Here is a 15,362-nt window from a genome sequence, read left to right as displayed (position 1 = left end):
GTCAGCTCGCCGCCCTCGCCGCGGTGTGCCACGGCACGAAGGCGTTGTCCAGTCCGGCGAGGGCCGTGCGCAGCTCGGGGTGGTGGCGCAGCAGCACGGTCACCATGCTGTTGTCGTCGATCCAGGCCAGGCCGGCCTTCGAGTACACCTCGGGGGTGTAGTACTCGGTGAAGAAGCGGTCGCTGTTCAGCCGGCGCGAGGCCATCAGGATGAAGATGCGGAACGCGGTGTCGCTGAAGGCGAATCCGCGCGGCAGCTTCTCCGCGTACAGCCCGACCGACAGGTCGACCTTCTCGATGTCACCGTCGTAGAGCCGCTCGATCTCCTTCGCCCACTGCGGGTCGTACGTCAGCTCGGTGAAGCTCTCCGCGGGCTTCAGCCGCAGCAGCCGGCGGAACTCGTTGTAGCGGGGTACGCCGAGTTCCCTGGAGCGCAGGATGTCGGTGGCGGCGAGGTCCTGGAGATGACCGTCGGGACGCTCGAACTCCTGGAGGAACTTGGGGAAGTTGTGCAGGGTGACCAGCCCGGGGTGGAGCGTGCCGAAGCTGTAGAGCAGATCGGTCATCTCCGTGGTCTCCAGGAACTTCAGCGCCCCGGGGCCCGAGATGTCGCGGAGGGTGCAGTGGCGCAGCGTCGAGTCGTCGGCGGCCGAGCGCAGATGCCACTCGTCGCGGATGAGCGGGTGCATGCGGTAGACGGCCACGAACTCCTCGGTGAGGGCGTAGGGGACGCCGTAGTGGTCGGTCTCGCCACCGGGTATGCCGCTGAGGACCTCGCTGTCGCTGATCCGGCCGAACAGGTTGTGGACGCGCTCGCCCGCGACACCCCACCAGTTGGCGCGCAGCGCCTTCACGGTGGTGGGGTGGCTGATCACGGCCGGGGTCCACTCCACCGTGTGGATCTTGGCGAGGAGGGCGGCGTTGACGAGCCGGGCCCGCTGGAACAGCTCCTCGTCGCCCCAGGACGGGTACGCGGCGTGCAGATGGTCGCAGATCGCGTTGTGCTCCCGGGTGAACAGGTCGTGCATCATGGCGAGGCCCAGCCAGAAGCCGGGAACCTGCGAGGGGTCGCGGGAGGGGTCCGAGGGGATGGGGGACTGCTCGTCGTCCCACAGGTGCAGCCTGCCCAGCTCGCCGGTGCGCATCAGCCGCTGTTCCGTCTCGTTCGAGCCGTAGATCTGGGAGGCGTCCCACCAGTGGGAGGAGACGTTGACGCGGGTGTCGGGCGTTCCGGGCGGTGCCTGGGGGTCGCGGGTCGGGTCGTCCGGGGTCCGCATGATCCGCATGGGGTGCTCCGGCCACGGGTCGTCGTCCATGAGCGGGACCTCCCAGGGGCGGTCGGCGGGGCTGGTCCCGTGGCTGAACCAGTCCCGGATCATGAACTGGAGCCAGGCGGAGACCAGCGAGTTGACCGACTCGGCCGGGACCAGCTCCCGGCGGGTGAGCACGGCCCGGCTGACCTCGCGCGGGTTCGGAGTGGACAGTACGTCCGCGGGCGTGGCCGGGGCGATCTTCTCGAGCGGGATGTTGCGGCCGAAGCGGCTGCCCGCCATGCCCATCCGGGGTTCGCCGAGGTCGTTGTGGCTGCCGTTGGCAGTGCGGTTGACCTTGTTGCTCGCGGACGGGGGAGCGGGGTCCGGCAGGTTGACCGAGGGCAGGTGGCTGGTGTCCTGGAGGTTCTTCTGCCGCAGCCTGACCCGCAGGCCGAACAGCGTGAGCAGGCCCGCGATGACGGGCAGCTTGTCCCAGCCGATCCGCCGGTCGACCTTCTCGGCGACGGTGGTGAGGATCCGCCAGGGCAGTGAGGTACGGTAGCCGGCTCGTTGCGTGCTCATCGTGGTACTCCTTGTGCGGATTCGAGGATCACGTCGCTCGCCTTCTCGCTGATCATGTAGATGGGCGCGGCGACGAAGAAGCCGGGAATACGGGGGAACACCGAGGCGTCGACGATCCGCAGGCGGTCCACACCGCGTACCCGGAAACGGCTGTCGACGACGGCCGACGGGTCGTCCGCCCGTCCCATCCGGCAGGTGCAGGACGCGTGGTGACCCCAGGCCTCGTCCTGGACGAAACGGCGGATCGCGTCATGGCCCCGGACCTGCTCGCCGGGCCACAGCTCCTCGCGGATCACGGGCGAGGCCTTGCGGTTCATCCCGCGCACGAACTCCACGGCACCCGCCATCGCTTCGAGGTCCACGCCGTCCTTGTCGGTCCCTTCGGTGAAGGAGTGGAAGTTCACCAGGGGCGTGTCACGGGGGTCGGTGGAGCGCAGCCGCACCCGGCCCCCGGTGTTGTGGGTGCGGCTCTTGAGGATGGCCCAGGTGAAGCGGTCCCGGTGGCGGGTCAGTTCGAGGGAGTATCCGGGGCGGTAGCCGCGGAAGTCGAAGGGGCCGCCGAAGATGAACAGGTCGGGGGCGTCCAGCTCGGGGCGGGACTTGCGGGTGATGCCGACGACGGCGCCGTTGGTCGTGTAGAGGCCCTCGCCGCGCCGCCAGGCCCGGTAGCAGGGATCCGGTTCGGCTCCGGGCGCCGGGGCGTGGAAGCCGCAGTCCTCGACGATCCGGAACGGACGCTCCGTCCGGCTGACCACACCGACCTCGTAGCGGTCCTGGAGATGGGCTCCCACACCCTGGAGGTCGGCCTCCACCGGAATGCCGTGCCGTTGCAGCTCCTCACGCGGTCCGATGCCCGAAAGCATCAGCAGCTGGGGCGTGTTGAAGGCGCCGGCGGCCAGGATCACCTCGCGGGAGGCGAGGACCCGGTGGGTGACCGGCGGCCCGGCGGCCGGCCGGCTGCGGGGGTCGGCCCGGTAGGCGTGGGCCTCGTCCAGGTAGTCGACTCCGGTCGCCGCGCCGCCCTCGTCGAGTACGACCCGGGCCGCCAGGGCGTGCGTACGGACCACCAGACGGTCCGGGTGCTCGCGCCGCACGGCCTGGACGCGCTCGCGTACGGCGCTGCGCCGTCCGCCGGCCGTGGAGAGCGGGATCTGCCACAGACCTTGCAGCGCCCGCTGCTGCACCCGCCAGTCGTTGGGGTCGACGAAGGACCCGAACCCCTCCAGCGGGGACAGCGGCCGGTCGAGGAAGCCGGCGAGCGTGTCCTCGGCGGCGGAGAGCACCACCTTCAGCAACTGCGTGTCGGTGACCGCCAGTCCGGGGTCGGCGAGCGCGGTGGGCAGCCAGCCGTCGAAGCCGTGCCGGGCGTCGTTGCGGTAACGGGCGCCGGTGGCGGGCAGGGCCTTCAGCAGTGCCGCCAGCAGGGCGTTGCGCGGTGGTTCCTTGGGTCTCGGCCGGTACGTGCACCGTTCCAGCCGCTCGAAGTACCGGCGCATGGGAGTGCTGTGCCAGGTGGCGTCGCCGGTCTCCTCCGCGATGGCGTCCCAGTCGCGGTTGTACGGGTAGACGGTGATCAGCGCGTGGTGCGCGGTGCAGCCGCCGACGGCCGCGGCGCGCGGGTAGAGGATGCCCCGGTCCGGGACGAGTTTGCTGTCGCGCCGCTGCTGCTGCTCGTCGGCGTAGTGCCGGACGAAGTAGTTCCAGCACTGGACCGGGTCCTCGGAGGCGTCCGCGTGGAAGGCCGGGACCGCGTAGTTGTCGTCGTCCTCGGCGCCGCCCGCGTCGAGCAGCAGGGTGCGGAACCCGGCGGCGGCGAGGTTGGCCGCGAGCGGGCCGCCGCCCGCACCGGCACCGACGACGACGTAGTCGAAGCCCGTCTCGGCCGGACCGGCGGAAAGCGGCTCCGCGGTCACTTCCGCTTGCCCTTCGGTTCTCCGAAGGAGTCGGCCGCGGTGGCGGCCAGGGCGGTGTTGACGGCCGAGATGAGGGTGGTCAGCACCGCCGTACGCGGCGGCAGCCGGCCGCCGAGCCCGAGGGAGGCCGCCGTCGCGGTGTCGCTGCCATGGATGAGGATGCCCTCGCGCAGGTCCTCCCGCAGCCGTTCGCCGCGGTTGGTCAGCAGGTCGAGGCCGAGCAGGATCGTACGGATCCCGAACAGCCGGAAGGCGTAGATGGCCGCCGGGCTGGGCGGCTCACGGTCGGGGTCGAGGCGCCGGATCAGCAGATCGGGTGCGAGCAGTCCGGTCGCGCCGTTGAACAGCCGGATTCCGGCGAGCGCGTAGACCGAGGCGGAACGAGGGGAGGCGGATTTCGTGGCCATGACGGCTCCTGGGGAGAGGAACACCCTGGAAGCACTCCAAATACCACGATATGGTCATGAATCCTCCCTCGCACCTCGGGCCACGCGCCCGTCCGGTGCCGGGTCAGCCGTCGATGCGGTGGGTGGACCAGAACGAGGTCAGGTCCGTGGTCGTGGCGGCTTGCGCGGCCGCCTTGAACTCGGCGGTGGTCGAGACCCCGTACCAGTGCGAACTGGCGTAGTCCTTCAGGAGTTTCGCCATGGCGGTGTCGCCCAGGACGCGGCGGAGGTCGTGCAGGGCGCACTTGCCGTAGCCGTAGACGACGGTGGAGTACCGGGAGGAGTGGGCGTCCCAGTAGGCCATCGAGTTGGTGATCTTCTCCGCCGACGAGGCCCAGGAGACGCTGCTCCAGCAGCCGGTGCCGGTCTTGCCCTGCGCCAGGTCGGTGGCGTAGTCGGTGAACGCCTCGTCCAGCCAGGGGCTGTTGTACTCGTCGTCGCCGACGATGCCGTACCACCACTGGTGGCCGGTCTCGTGGGTGAGCGCGGTGGTGCTGACCAGGTCCAGCACGAAGCCGGGGTACTCCATGCCGCCGAACCAGAAGTTGTTGTCGAGCACCGCGTCCAGCTCGCCGTACGGGTAGGCGCCGAACCTCCCCGCATGGGCGTCCACGGCCGACTTCGCGGTGGTGAGCATCGACTGGGCGCTGGAGGAGCTGATGCCGGAGACGGAGTAGACGTTCACCGGGACACCGGTCGCCGAGGTGCCGGAGATCTTGGTGAAGGGTCCGGCGGCCCAGGCGAAGTCACGGACCTTGGCGGCGGTCGCGGTGGTGACGGTGCGTCCGCTGGAGCCGGGGGTGTCGACCGAGGTACCCGTGGCGGGCACCAGCAGGGCGGTGGGGTGGTCGAGGGTCACCCGGAAGTCGGCGGCCAGCGAGTAGAACGACTCGCCGTTGTTGGTGTACGGGTCCAGGTGCCAGCCGGCCCCGTCCTTGACGGCGAGCACGGGCAGGGCGTTGCCGATGAAGCTGAAGGCCCCGTCGTAGCCGAAACGGTCGGCGCCGCTGGGCACGGTGATGCCCAGGTCGAAGCCGATCGTGGCGGTCTGCCCCTGCGCGAGGGGCGTCGGCAGGGTGATCTGGAGGGCGGTGCAGGAGACGGAGAGGGCGCCCGCGGTGCCGCCGCTGACATTGGTGACGGTGATCGGCGGGGCCGAGCAGGTGCCGTGGTAGTTGTCCCACAGCCGCAGATACACCTCGCTGAGCGCGGTGGCGGAGGCGTTGGTGAAGGTCGCGCTCTCGTGGCCGGTCCACCCGGTGCCACTGGTGTTGCTGCTCAGGCTGACGGTGTACGAGGGCGCGGCCGGGGTGCGGGTGGAGTCCGCGGGCGGGGCGGTGTCGCCGGAGGTGGCGAGGGCGACGTCGTCGACGACGAAGCTGGTCTGGAGGCTGGAGTCCTCGGTGCCGGTGAAGGCGACGCTCACGGTCTGGCCCGCGAACGCGGACACGTCGAAGGACTTCTGGACGTAGCCGGTGTTCTTGTCGAGGTTCGAGTACGTCGCCAGCGTGGTGCTGCCGATCTTCGCCGTCAGCTTGTCGTACGCGGTGGACGAGGTGGTCTCGGCGGTGTCGATGTGCAGCCAGAAGGTGAGGGTGGCGCTGCTGCACCCACTCGGGATCGTGACGCTCTGCGTCAGCGTGTCGGTGTGCGTACCGCCGACACCGTCCAGCCAGGCGAAGGAGGCCCCGCCGTGGGCGCTCTGGCCGGTGCGGCTGGTGATCACGTTCGTCGAGGACTGGCTCCACGGCGAAGTGCCGCTCTCGAAGCCGCCGTTGGTCATCACCTGCGCCGGGGTGCAGGCGGCGGCCGGCGCGGCTGCCGCGGGGGTGCCCGGCAGCGTGACGGCCGCGGTCGCGGCGAGGGCGAGCGCGCCCGCTGCGAGGGCCTTGCGGACGGTTCTGTGGGGGGTCGGTCTCACACGGAACTCCTTTGCGGCGGCCGGGATTCCGGCCTGCTCGGCGGCCGTCCGGTCGGCTGGGGTGCGCCGGGGCGGCCGTGGGCTGCGTGTATCGCTCGAAGCCTGACAGATTTGACCAGGGCATGCCAGATCAGCGCGTGAAAGTCCCTCCGGGCACACCACCGGCCCGCACCGAAGGGCACGGGCCGGCAGCGGAACGCGGGTCGGTCAGGGCAGTGCCTGGTACACGCAGGCGGTGGTGAGACCGTAGGCGAGGTGGGGCGCCACGTCGGACAGCCATGACGTCAGATCCCACGAACTGGGGTCGGTCACCCCGAGCGCCGTGGCCGGGACGTCGCTGCCGGCCATGGCCGCGACGCCGATCAGCGGCCCGGCCGCCACGGCCGGGAACGATCCGTCACCCCCTCGCAGCAGCCCGTAGGCGGCCCCGACGCCGAGCCCGGTCACATAGCCGAGCAGGGCACCGGCGGCCTCCTCGCGGGCCTCCCCGGCTTCGCCGTCCCCCAGTCCCACCCCCACGCGGTCGGCGACCCGGTCGGCCAGCTGGGCCGGCATGTCACTGGACGGCCGGCCGCGCAGCAGCATGTCGCCGTAGGTCACCAGGTTCAGCGCGACGGTGCCGGCCGCCCCCGCCAGCAGTCCTTTGGTCAGTGGTCGCATCCTGGGCACCCCCTGGTGCGTGTGGTGCGGTAAACCGGCTGGGGTCCGAGTTCCCTCCCCGCGCGGCGGAGTAACGGCGGCGGCGGAACGGGCCGCCCCGGCCCTTCATCTCGCGGCGGCCGCCACGGTGGCGGGATCCTCGCCGGTCAGCTCCACGATGCGGTTCAGGGGCACACCGGCCGCCAGGGCCCGCCCCAGCAGGGCGTCCCGGCCGTCGGCGCAGTCGCGGTAGGCCAGGAGCTCCTTCTCGACGCGGGCCATGGACTCCGGGCCGGTGTGCTGCCGCAGCCGGCTCAGCTCCTCGTCCCCGAGCGGGACCGGCAGCCGCTCTGCGTCCTCGGGGATGGCCGCCGTGTCCTCGGGCGGCACCACACGCAGCCTCGGGGACGTCGCCGACACGTGGTGCGCGTCCAGCCACGCCCGCACCGCCGGGGTCTCCATGCAGGCCGGCTCCCCGACGGCGGCGGGCGGAACACCGAGCGGCACGGCCGTGCCGGTGAGCAGGAACAGGTAGGCGTCGTCGGTCATCTCGAGCCTCCTCGGGGGTACTTGACCGGCTGATCACTGCTTCCGGTACCCCGTCGCGGCCGGATCACCGCACCCGGCGTATCTCGCCGCGCACACGGTAGAAGCCGCCGGCCGCCGCGTGCACGGCGTCCACCACGTAGCGCGCTCCCGGCTCCCGGATCTCGCGCGGGAACTGTACGTTCCAGCCGGGTTCGAAGCCCTCGGAGAGGACGTGGACCCGCATCCGGCCGGCGTGCTGGACGCACTCGACGACCACTCCGCCCGCGGGCGGAGTGCTGACCGTCGCCAGGGCGGACACCGAGGTCGCGGGGTTGTAGGTGGGCAGCGCCGCGGCCGACTTGACGTCGACGGCAACGGGCAGCGAACCCTGCTGGGCGGCGGCGATGGCCGCCTCCGAGGTGTCGACGCACACCAGGGACCCGTCGGTGGTCACAAGATACAGCCGCTCGTCGAAGTACTGCATGGACAGGGCCGAGCCGTTGCCCGTGCGCAGCTTCCACAGCCGGGTGCCCGAGGCGTCGAAGCAGTAGACGGAGGAGGCGTTGTCACCGGCGAAGACATACCGGCCTCCCGGCGCGGTGGCGCACGAGTACACGACGTCGTCGCACGTGTAGACGCTCTCGACCCGCCCGTTCGCCTTCGACAGCCGTTGCACCACGTGGCGGTCCGTGCCCGCGTACACCGCCGTCGCCTCCTGCCAGCCGAACAGCACGCCGCCGCGTGTGTCGGTGTGCCACAACTGGCCGCTCCCGTCCGGCGCGTAGGCCGTCACGCCGTGGCCGTGCCCGTGGTAGAGGGCGTGTTCGTCCGCCCGCACCATCCAGCCGTGGCGGCCGGACGACCGCCTGGACCACTGGTGCTCGTCCTCGTGGTCGATCACGGTGAGACCGCCCGCCGCGTCGGAGACGTCGAGCACGCCCTCGTGGATGTCCAGCCAGAAGATGTCGACGTTCGCCGCGATCTCGTACGCGGCGAACGGCAGCTTCGACGACAGGTCGTACACCCTGCCGTCGTCGCACCCGGCGTAGATCCAGAAGTCGTCCGCCACCAGGCACTTGACGCCGTCCGGGAGCAGGTAACGGGCCAGCACCTCGCCGTCGTGGCCCAGCGTGTAGACATCGCCCGCCTGGTTGCCCACCCACACGCGCTCCTCGTCGACATGGATGCCGAACGCGGCGGAACCGGTACGGAAGCGCCACAGCACCGGCGCCGTGGCGCGCGCCGTGGACGGAGCGGAGCTGACCTGACGCCGGGTCACGGGGCGCGGTTCCCGGCCACCGGGAACGGCCGCCGCGTACCCCTTGCGGACCTTCTGGTCGATCTTCTTCGCCGCGGCCGTCCGCGCCTTGGCCGGTGTCGCGAACGAGGACGCCTGCACCTGGCCGGACGCGCCGATGCGGCCGTAGCGCACCGTGACGGTGGTCCCGTCGACCGTCACCTCGTAGAACTTGTGCGCCCCGCCACCGTCCTCGGACAGCTCCAGATACGTCGTCTCCGCCACGACAGGCCCCTCCCGCACGCATACGTCCCCACAGCGGACCGACGACTCGGCCGTCCGCCCTCGATGACCGGAACATACGGGAGGGCACTGACAATCGGTCCGCGAGGCGGCGACGGAAGAGGAGGTTCCTCAGCGGCCGGTGAGGCGCGTCAACAGGGCCGTGACCTCCTGGCGGACGACGTCCCGGGCCGCGGCGGGCAGTGCCCCGAGGTCCGTGTCCCGCAGGGAGTCGAGGGCCTGCTCGGCTCCGGTGCCGCACGGAGTGCTCCCGCTGAGCACCTCGTAGCCGTCGCGGACGGCGACCCGCAGACGGTGGGCCCCGCCGCCCTCGGCGTGCACGGCGGCGGCGACCACCAGCGGCGGCTCCCCGCCCGCGTCACCGGACAGCTTGCGGTACCCGCTGACCAGCGGCTCCCGCCAGTGCAGGCTGAGCAGCACAGGACGCTTGGCCAGCACCTCCGCGAGGTCGGTCTCGTAACGGCTGTGCGGCTCCAGCACCGTGCACCGGGCGTCCAGCACGAGCGCCGGGGGCAGCAGGCAGCGCAAAGTGCTGCCGACGAGGTTGCCGCCGACCGTGGCCGCGCGCCGCACGGCTCCCGTCCCCACCGAGCCGGCCGCCCGGCGCAGCACCTCCGGCACCGAATCGCCCACCTGGTTCAGGACCACGGCCGCGCCCAGCGTCCCCCGCCCGACGACATTGGCTTCGGGAAGGGCACGCAGCGACATCGCCTGTTCCGGAAAGCCGTCCCGCTGCCAGGCGGCCCACACCAGGGTCGCGCCGCCGACCGGCACCGCCCCTTCGGCCAGGCACTCCTGCGCTTCGGACACGGACGTGGGCAGACGCAGGAGCACGGCGCCGACCTGCCTTCCTGGAAAGGGGGCGACGGAGGGGACATCTCGGCCGCCCGGCCGCTGACTTGGCGCATTTTCCCCGGGTACGTGGGGGCGCGTACAGGGCTCACCCGCGTGCACCGTGCGCCCCTCGTGACGAGGCCGAACCGTACGCGACGAGGCATGGTGGAGGGGTGATCGTGCTCGCCGTGCTCTTCGCCGTCCTGGGCGCCGCCAGCAACGCCGTGGGTACGGCGTTCCAGCGCAAGGCCGCCTCGACGGTGTCACGGGGTGGCGGCCTGAGCCTGCTGGCCGCGCTCGTCCGGCGCCCCGCGTGGATGATCGGCATCGCCGGTGTCGCGGGCGCCGCCCTGTTCCAGGCCATCGCACTGATCAACGGGCCCATGGCGCTGGTCCAGCCGCTGTTCATCCTGGAGCTGCCGTTCGCGCTGCTGATCGCCGCTCCGCTCATGCACCGCCGGCTGCCCGGCGCCGGCTGGCACGCGGTCGCGGGAGTGGTCGGCGGGCTGGCGCTGGTCCTGGTGGCGGCGGATCCCTCGGGCACCCGGAACCAGGCGGCCATGGTGCGCTGGGTGCCGGTGCTGGCGCTGTGCCTGGGCGCGATGGGCGCGGCCGTCGCCCTCGCGCTTCCGTCGCGCTCCGCCCTGTTCCGGGCGGCCGCGCTGGCCTCGGCGGCCGCGATCGGCAACGCGCTGACCGCGGCCCTGATGAAGTCGGCCACGGACCGGCTCGCCGACGACGGCCTGCCCGCCTTTCTGGCCACCTGGCAGACGTACGGCTTCGCGCTCGTCGGCGTCGGCGCGGTCCTGCTGCTGGAGAACTCCCTCCAGGCCGGCCCGCTGGTCGCCTCGCAGCCCGCCCTGACCATCGGCGACGCGACGGTGAGCCTCGCGCTGGGCGTGGCGCTGTACGACGAGCAGATCCGCACGGGCTGGTGGCTGCTGCCCGAGCTGGCCGGTGCGCTGCTGATCCTGTGGGGCGTCCTCCGGCTGACGCGCGTGGTGCCCCATCTCGCCGATTTCGTTCACTAGGGCGCATACGCGCGGGTGGGCACGCGCGTGGGCGCCCAGGCCCGGTCGCGGGGACCGGGCCTGGGCGCCCTTACGGGACTACGCCCTGATCAGACGAGGTCGAACCGGTCGAGGTCCATGACCTTGGTCCACGCGGCGATGAAGTCGTACACGAACTTCTCCTTCGCGTCGTCGCTCGCGTAGACCTCCGCGAGCGCCCGCAGCTCGGAGTTCGAGCCGAAGACCAGGTCGGCACGGCTGCCGGCCCACTTGACCTCGCCCGTGGCGGCGTCGCGGCCCTCGAACGTGCTCTGGTCCTCCGAGGTCGCCGACCACGTCGTGCCCAGGTCGAGCAGGTTGACGAAGAAGTCGTTCGTCAGCGAGCCGGGCGTCTTGGTGAGGACACCGAGCTGCGAACCCTGGTGGTTGGCTCCCAGCACACGCAGACCGCCGACGAGGGCCGTCATCTCGGGGGCGCTCAGCGTGAGCAGGTTCGCCCGGTCGACCAGCAGGAACTCGGCCGGCAGGCGGTTGCCCTTGCCCAGGTGGTTGCGGAAGCCGTCCGCGGTCGGCTCCAGCGCCTCGAAGGACTCCGCGTCGGTGTGCTCCTCGCCCGCGTCGACCCGGCCCGGCGTGAAGGCCACCTCGACCTCGAAGCCGCCCTCCTTGGCCGCCTTCTCCACGGCCGCGACACCGCCGAGGACGATCAGGTCGGCCAGGGAGACCTTCTTGGCGCCGGAGGAGGCGTTGAACTCCTGCTGGATGCCCTCGAGGGCGCGCAGCACCAGCGCCAGCTCGTCGGGGTCGTTGACCGCCCAGCCGCGCTGCGGCTCCAGACGGATACGGGCGCCGTTGGCACCGCCGCGCTTGTCGCTGCCGCGGAACGTGGACGCGGACGCCCACGCCGTGGCGACCAGCTGGGACACGGTCAGGTCGGACTCGAGCAGCTTGGCCTTGAGGGCCGCCACGTCGGCGTCGTCGATCAGCTCGCCCTCGCGCTCCGGCAGCGGGTCCTGCCACAGCAGGGTCTCCTCGGGGACCTCGGGGCCGAGGTACAGCGACTTCGGGCCCATGTCGCGGTGGGTCAGCTTGTACCAGGCCCGGGCGAACGCGTCCGCGAACTCCTCGGGGTTCTCGTAGAAGCGGCGGGAGATCGGCTCGTAGATCGGGTCGAAGCGCAGCGACAGGTCGGTGGTGAGCATCCGCGGGCGGTGCTTCTTCTCCGCGTCGAAGGCGTCCGGCACGATCTCCGGGGCGTCCTTCGCGATCCACTGGTGGGCGCCGGCCGGGCTCTGGTCGGGCTCGTACTCGTACTCGAAGAGGTTCTTGAAGAACCCGTTGCTCCACTGGGTCGGGGTCGTGGTCCAGATGACCTCCAGACCACTGGTGATGGCGTCCTTGCCCACACCCGTGTTGTAGGTGCTCTTCCAGCCCAGGCCCTGCTCCGCCAGCGAGGCGGCCTCCGGGTCGTCGCCCACGTGGTCGGCCGGGCCTGCGCCGTGGGTCTTGCCGAAGGTGTGGCCGCCGGCGATCAGGGCGACGGTCTCCTCGTCGTTCATCGCCATGCGGCGGAACGTCTCACGGATGTCGCGGGCCGCCGCGATCGGGTCCGGGTTGCCGTTCGGGCCCTCGGGGTTGACGTAGATCAGACCCATCTGGACCGCGCCGAGCGGGTTCTCCAGCTCGCGGTCGCCGGTGTAGCGCCGGTCGTCGAGCCAGGTGGTCTCGGGGCCCCAGTAGACGTCCTCCTCGGCCTCCCAGACGTCCTCGCGGCCGCCGGCGAAACCGAAGGTCGTGAAGCCCATCTGCTCCAGCGCGACATTGCCGGTGAGGACCATCAGGTCGGCCCAGGAGATGCTCTGGCCGTACTTCTTCTTCACGGGCCACAGCAGCCGGCGGGCCTTGTCCAGGTTGCCGTTGTCGGGCCAGCTGTTGAGCGGGGCGAAGCGCTGCTGTCCGGCGCCGGCGCCGCCGCGGCCGTCGCTGATGCGGTAGGTGCCCGCGCTGTGCCACGCCATGCGGATCATCAGCGGGCCGTAGTTGCCGAAGTCGGCGGGCCAGAAGTCCTGCGAGGTGGTCAGCACCTCGGCGATGTCCTGCTTCACGGCCGCCAGATCGAGGGACCGGAACGCCTCGGTGTAGTCGAACTTCTCACCGAGGGGGTTCGCCTCGGCGGGGTTCTTGGACAGGATCTTCAGATTGAGCCGCTCCGGCCACCACTGGCGGTTTCCGCCGCCCTGCGTCGGGTGGAGGGCACGCCCGTGCGCGACGGGGCAGCCACCTGCCTCCTCCGGCTTGGGGTCCGTAACGATCGCATCGTGGTTCTCGGTCATGGGAGTCCTTCCGAACTGGCTGGATCGCAATGCTCAGGAACTGAGGGCGGTGGAACACTCGGGGCACAGGCCCCAGTAGGTGACCTCGGCCTCGTCGATCGAGAAGCCGTGGTCGTCGGAGGCGTGCAGGCAGGGGGCGTCGCCGACCGCGCAGTCGACGTCGGCGACGGCACCGCACGACCGGCACACGACGTGATGGTGGTTGTCCCCGACACGTCCCTCGAAGCGGGCCGGGCTGCCGGCCGGCTCGATCCGCCGTATGAGACGCGCCGCGGTGAGCGCGTGGAGAGCCTCGTAGACGGCTTGCAGGGAAATATGGCCTACGCGATCGCGGACCCCGGAGGCGATCGCTTCGACGTCGAGGTGGTCACCGGCCCGGACGGTCTCGAGCAGCGCGACGCGGGCGGCCGTCACGCGAAGGCCGGCACCGCGCAGCTCCTCGGCGGGGGGCGGGGTCCGGGATGCGGTCATGGCGGCCAACCTACCTCGCTAAACACGAGCTGTGAAGTAAGACGAACCATTCAAGTTTAGGGTGTGTCGTGATCATCCCGGTGGTGGAGGAAATCCCCGGGAACCGGTGCCTCGATGTCGGATTTCCCGGGATGCGGCCCCCGTGGCTGGCCCCCGAGGGGCGGAAACCGGAAGGTGGGCGCGGTCGAAGCCGGGCGCGGTGCCCGGCGCCGCCGCGAGGAAGAGGATTCCGTGAACGTCCCGACCGTCACCCCCACCGGCGCGCCGCAGGAGCGGCGGGCGGCGACACTCGTCATGGCCTGCGTCGGTGTGTTCGTCGCCTATCTGCCGGTGACCACGGTCTCGGTGAGCCTGCCGGCCCTCCAGCGGGCGCTGCACGCGTCGACGTCCCAGCTGTCCTGGGTGTCCTCGTCGTTCGTACTGCCGGTGGCCGCGCTGATCCTGACCGCCGGTGCCTTCGGCGACGTGCACGGCCGCAAGAAGGTGTTCCAGGCGGGCCTGGCCTGCTGCGCCCTCGGGGCGGCCGTCTCCCTGTCCGCCGGGTCCGTGCGGACCGTATGGGTGGGACAGGCGCTCTCGGGCGTGGGCTCGGCCGCGCTGCTGCCGATGACGCTGGCGCTCACCAGTCACGCGGTGCCGGGCCCCAGGGAACGCGGCAGGTTCATCGGGTTGTGGGCGACGTCCCTGATGGGAGCGCTCGCGGTCGGCCCGCTGATCGCGGGGCTGATCCTGGACCACTTCGCCTGGCGCTGGGTCTTCCTGCTGCCCATCCCGGTGTCGCTCGTCGTGCTGGCGCTGTCGGTACCGCTGCTGACCGACTCCCGCGCCCCCGGCTCCCGTCGCCTGGACTGGCCCGGCCAGCTCACGGCCGCGCTGACGATCACCGCGCTGGTGTACGGCGTCATCGAAGGCGGCGCCGGGTCGTTCACCGACACCCGGGTGATGCTCGCGCTGTCCGTCGCGGCGGCCGGCGCGGCCGCCTTCGTCCTGGCCGAGCGCCGCAGCGACAGCCCCATGCTCGACCTGTCCCTCTTCCGCAGCCCCGCCTTCACCGCGACGACCGTGGTCATTCTGATCAGCTTCCTCGGGCTGATCGGCTTCTTCTTCGTGCTCAGTCTCTACTTCGGCATGGTGCAGCAGCTCAGCACGCTTCAGGCCGGGCTGCGGTTGCTGATGGTCACGCTGATGCCCATCCTGCTCGGCGGGGTGTTCGGCCGTCTCTCCCACCGGGTGCCGGCCCGCGTCCTGATCACCGGCGGCCTGCTCGTCACCTCGGGTGCGCTGCTGACCCTGACCACGATCGACGCGCACACCTCGTTCGGCTCGCTGGCCTGGCGGCTGGCCCTGCTCGGGCTCGGGCTCGGCTCGGCGTTCACCTCCATCACGGCGACCGCGGTCGCCTCGGTGCCGCAGCACCTGGCCGGTATGGCGGCGGCCGGCAACAACGCCTTCCGGCAGGTCGGCGCGGCGCTGGGACCGGCAGTCCTGGGCACCCTGCTGACCACCGAGGCCGTCGACACCCTGCCGGGGCACCTCGCCGACGCCGGCATCGGTGGCGTGACGGGCGGGCGCATCGCCGCCGCCGTGGACACGGGCGGCCTCGGCGCCGTCGCCCGGATGGACCTGGGAGCGGCCCGGGGGCGGGCCCTGGGCGCCCTCTCCGAGGCCTTCCTCGACGGCCTGCACCTCTGCCTGCTCGTCTCCGCGGCCCTCATGCTGCTCGCCGCCGTACTCGGCGCCGTCCTGCTGCGCCGGCCGCACCGGACCCCGCCCGCGGCGCCCGTGCCGCATCCCCGGCAGGCGGCCGGCACCGCCCAGGAGCCCGTCGGCCGGTGACGACGGGCCGGGCTCCCGGGACACCGCGCCGCCGGTGTTCCGGGCCCCGGCCGTCCG

At 71.7% G+C, this 15,362-nt stretch carries 12 protein-coding genes; 2 read left to right on the top strand and 10 right to left on the bottom strand.

All coding sequences use genetic code 11. From position 1 onward, the window contains the following. Position 1 precedes the first annotated feature (1 nt). The 8 genes from ABZ915_RS03030 to ABZ915_RS02995 all read right to left on the bottom strand — a co-directional run bounded on the left by ABZ915_RS03030 (position 2) and on the right by ABZ915_RS02995 (position 9,655). Entirely contained in the window at positions 2–1,834 is a 1,833-nt protein-coding gene (locus ABZ915_RS03030; protein WP_361794778.1) for a peroxidase family protein, read from the bottom strand. Then, positions 1,831–3,747: a GMC oxidoreductase gene (locus ABZ915_RS03025; protein WP_361794775.1), complete on the bottom strand. Its 1,917-nt coding sequence runs from the start codon at positions 3,745–3,747 to the stop codon at positions 1,831–1,833. Before ABZ915_RS03025 ends, ABZ915_RS03030 begins: the two co-directional genes overlap by 4 nt. Next, the gene (locus ABZ915_RS03020) at positions 3,744–4,154 is read right to left on the bottom strand and encodes a hypothetical protein (RefSeq protein WP_361794772.1); all 411 of its coding nucleotides are present in this window, start codon (positions 4,152–4,154) and stop codon (positions 3,744–3,746) included. The genes ABZ915_RS03025 and ABZ915_RS03020 overlap by 4 nt, the downstream gene beginning before the upstream one ends. Positions 4,155–4,257: 103 nt before the next feature. Further along, a complete protein-coding gene (locus ABZ915_RS03015) occupies positions 4,258–6,114 on the bottom strand; it encodes a M1 family aminopeptidase (RefSeq protein WP_361794769.1) in 1,857 nt (618 codons plus the stop codon). A gap of 207 nt (positions 6,115–6,321) precedes the next feature. Continuing rightward, positions 6,322–6,774: a hypothetical protein gene (locus ABZ915_RS03010; RefSeq protein ID WP_361794766.1), complete on the bottom strand. Its 453-nt coding sequence runs from the start codon at positions 6,772–6,774 to the stop codon at positions 6,322–6,324. 105 nt (positions 6,775–6,879) lie between these two features. Further along, positions 6,880–7,302, bottom strand: a complete 423-nt coding sequence (locus ABZ915_RS03005) for a DUF6003 family protein (RefSeq protein WP_361794763.1) — start codon at positions 7,300–7,302, stop codon at positions 6,880–6,882. Between the two features lie 64 nt (positions 7,303–7,366). Further along, positions 7,367–8,803, bottom strand: a complete 1,437-nt coding sequence (locus tag ABZ915_RS03000) for a WGR domain-containing protein (RefSeq protein WP_361794760.1) — start codon at positions 8,801–8,803, stop codon at positions 7,367–7,369. A gap of 129 nt (positions 8,804–8,932) precedes the next feature. After that, positions 8,933–9,655 (bottom strand): FAD binding domain-containing protein, encoded by a 723-nt coding sequence (locus ABZ915_RS02995; RefSeq protein WP_361794757.1) that lies wholly within the window; start codon positions 9,653–9,655, stop codon positions 8,933–8,935. A gap of 173 nt (positions 9,656–9,828) precedes the next feature. Here ABZ915_RS02995 and ABZ915_RS02990 point away from each other — a divergent pair, with 173 nt between their 5' ends. Next, positions 9,829–10,686, top strand: coding sequence for a DMT family transporter (locus ABZ915_RS02990; RefSeq protein ID WP_361794754.1), 858 nt, complete (start codon positions 9,829–9,831; stop codon positions 10,684–10,686). Positions 10,687–10,775: 89 nt separating this feature from the next. Here ABZ915_RS02990 and katG read toward each other — a convergent pair whose 3' ends face one another. Then, positions 10,776–12,998, bottom strand: coding sequence for a catalase/peroxidase HPI (gene katG, locus ABZ915_RS02985; RefSeq protein ID WP_361794751.1), 2,223 nt, complete (start codon positions 12,996–12,998; stop codon positions 10,776–10,778). A 33-nt stretch (positions 12,999–13,031) separates the two neighbouring features. Beyond that, complete coding sequence (locus tag ABZ915_RS02980) at positions 13,032–13,469, bottom strand: Fur family transcriptional regulator (RefSeq protein ID WP_361794748.1); 438 nt, start codon at positions 13,467–13,469, stop codon at positions 13,032–13,034. A 294-nt stretch (positions 13,470–13,763) separates the two neighbouring features. Here ABZ915_RS02980 and ABZ915_RS02975 point away from each other — a divergent pair, with 294 nt between their 5' ends. Then, positions 13,764–15,305 carry an MFS transporter gene (locus tag ABZ915_RS02975; RefSeq protein WP_361795777.1) on the top strand — a complete coding sequence of 514 codons (1,542 nt, stop codon included), beginning with the start codon at positions 13,764–13,766 and terminating at the stop codon, positions 15,303–15,305. Positions 15,306–15,362 lie beyond the last annotated feature (57 nt).

The organism is Streptomyces sp. NPDC046915 (genome assembly GCF_040644935.1).
Taxonomy (GTDB): domain Bacteria; phylum Actinomycetota; class Actinomycetes; order Streptomycetales; family Streptomycetaceae; genus Streptomyces.
This window is presented reverse-complemented; position numbering and strand designations above follow the sequence as displayed.

Coding starts and splice junctions, on each gene's coding strand:
- ABZ915_RS02980 (WP_361794748.1), bottom strand. CDS start 13,469: ATGACCGCATCCCGGACCCCGCCCCCCGCCGAGGAGCTGCGCGGTGCC.
- ABZ915_RS03005 (WP_361794763.1), bottom strand. CDS start 7,302: ATGACCGACGACGCCTACCTGTTCCTGCTCACCGGCACGGCCGTGCCG.
- ABZ915_RS03020 (WP_361794772.1), bottom strand. CDS start 4,154: ATGGCCACGAAATCCGCCTCCCCTCGTTCCGCCTCGGTCTACGCGCTC.
- katG (WP_361794751.1), bottom strand. CDS start 12,998: ATGACCGAGAACCACGATGCGATCGTTACGGACCCCAAGCCGGAGGAG.
- ABZ915_RS03030 (WP_361794778.1), bottom strand. CDS start 1,834: ATGAGCACGCAACGAGCCGGCTACCGTACCTCACTGCCCTGGCGGATC.
- ABZ915_RS03010 (WP_361794766.1), bottom strand. CDS start 6,774: ATGCGACCACTGACCAAAGGACTGCTGGCGGGGGCGGCCGGCACCGTC.
- ABZ915_RS02975 (WP_361795777.1), top strand. CDS start 13,764: ATGGCCTGCGTCGGTGTGTTCGTCGCCTATCTGCCGGTGACCACGGTC.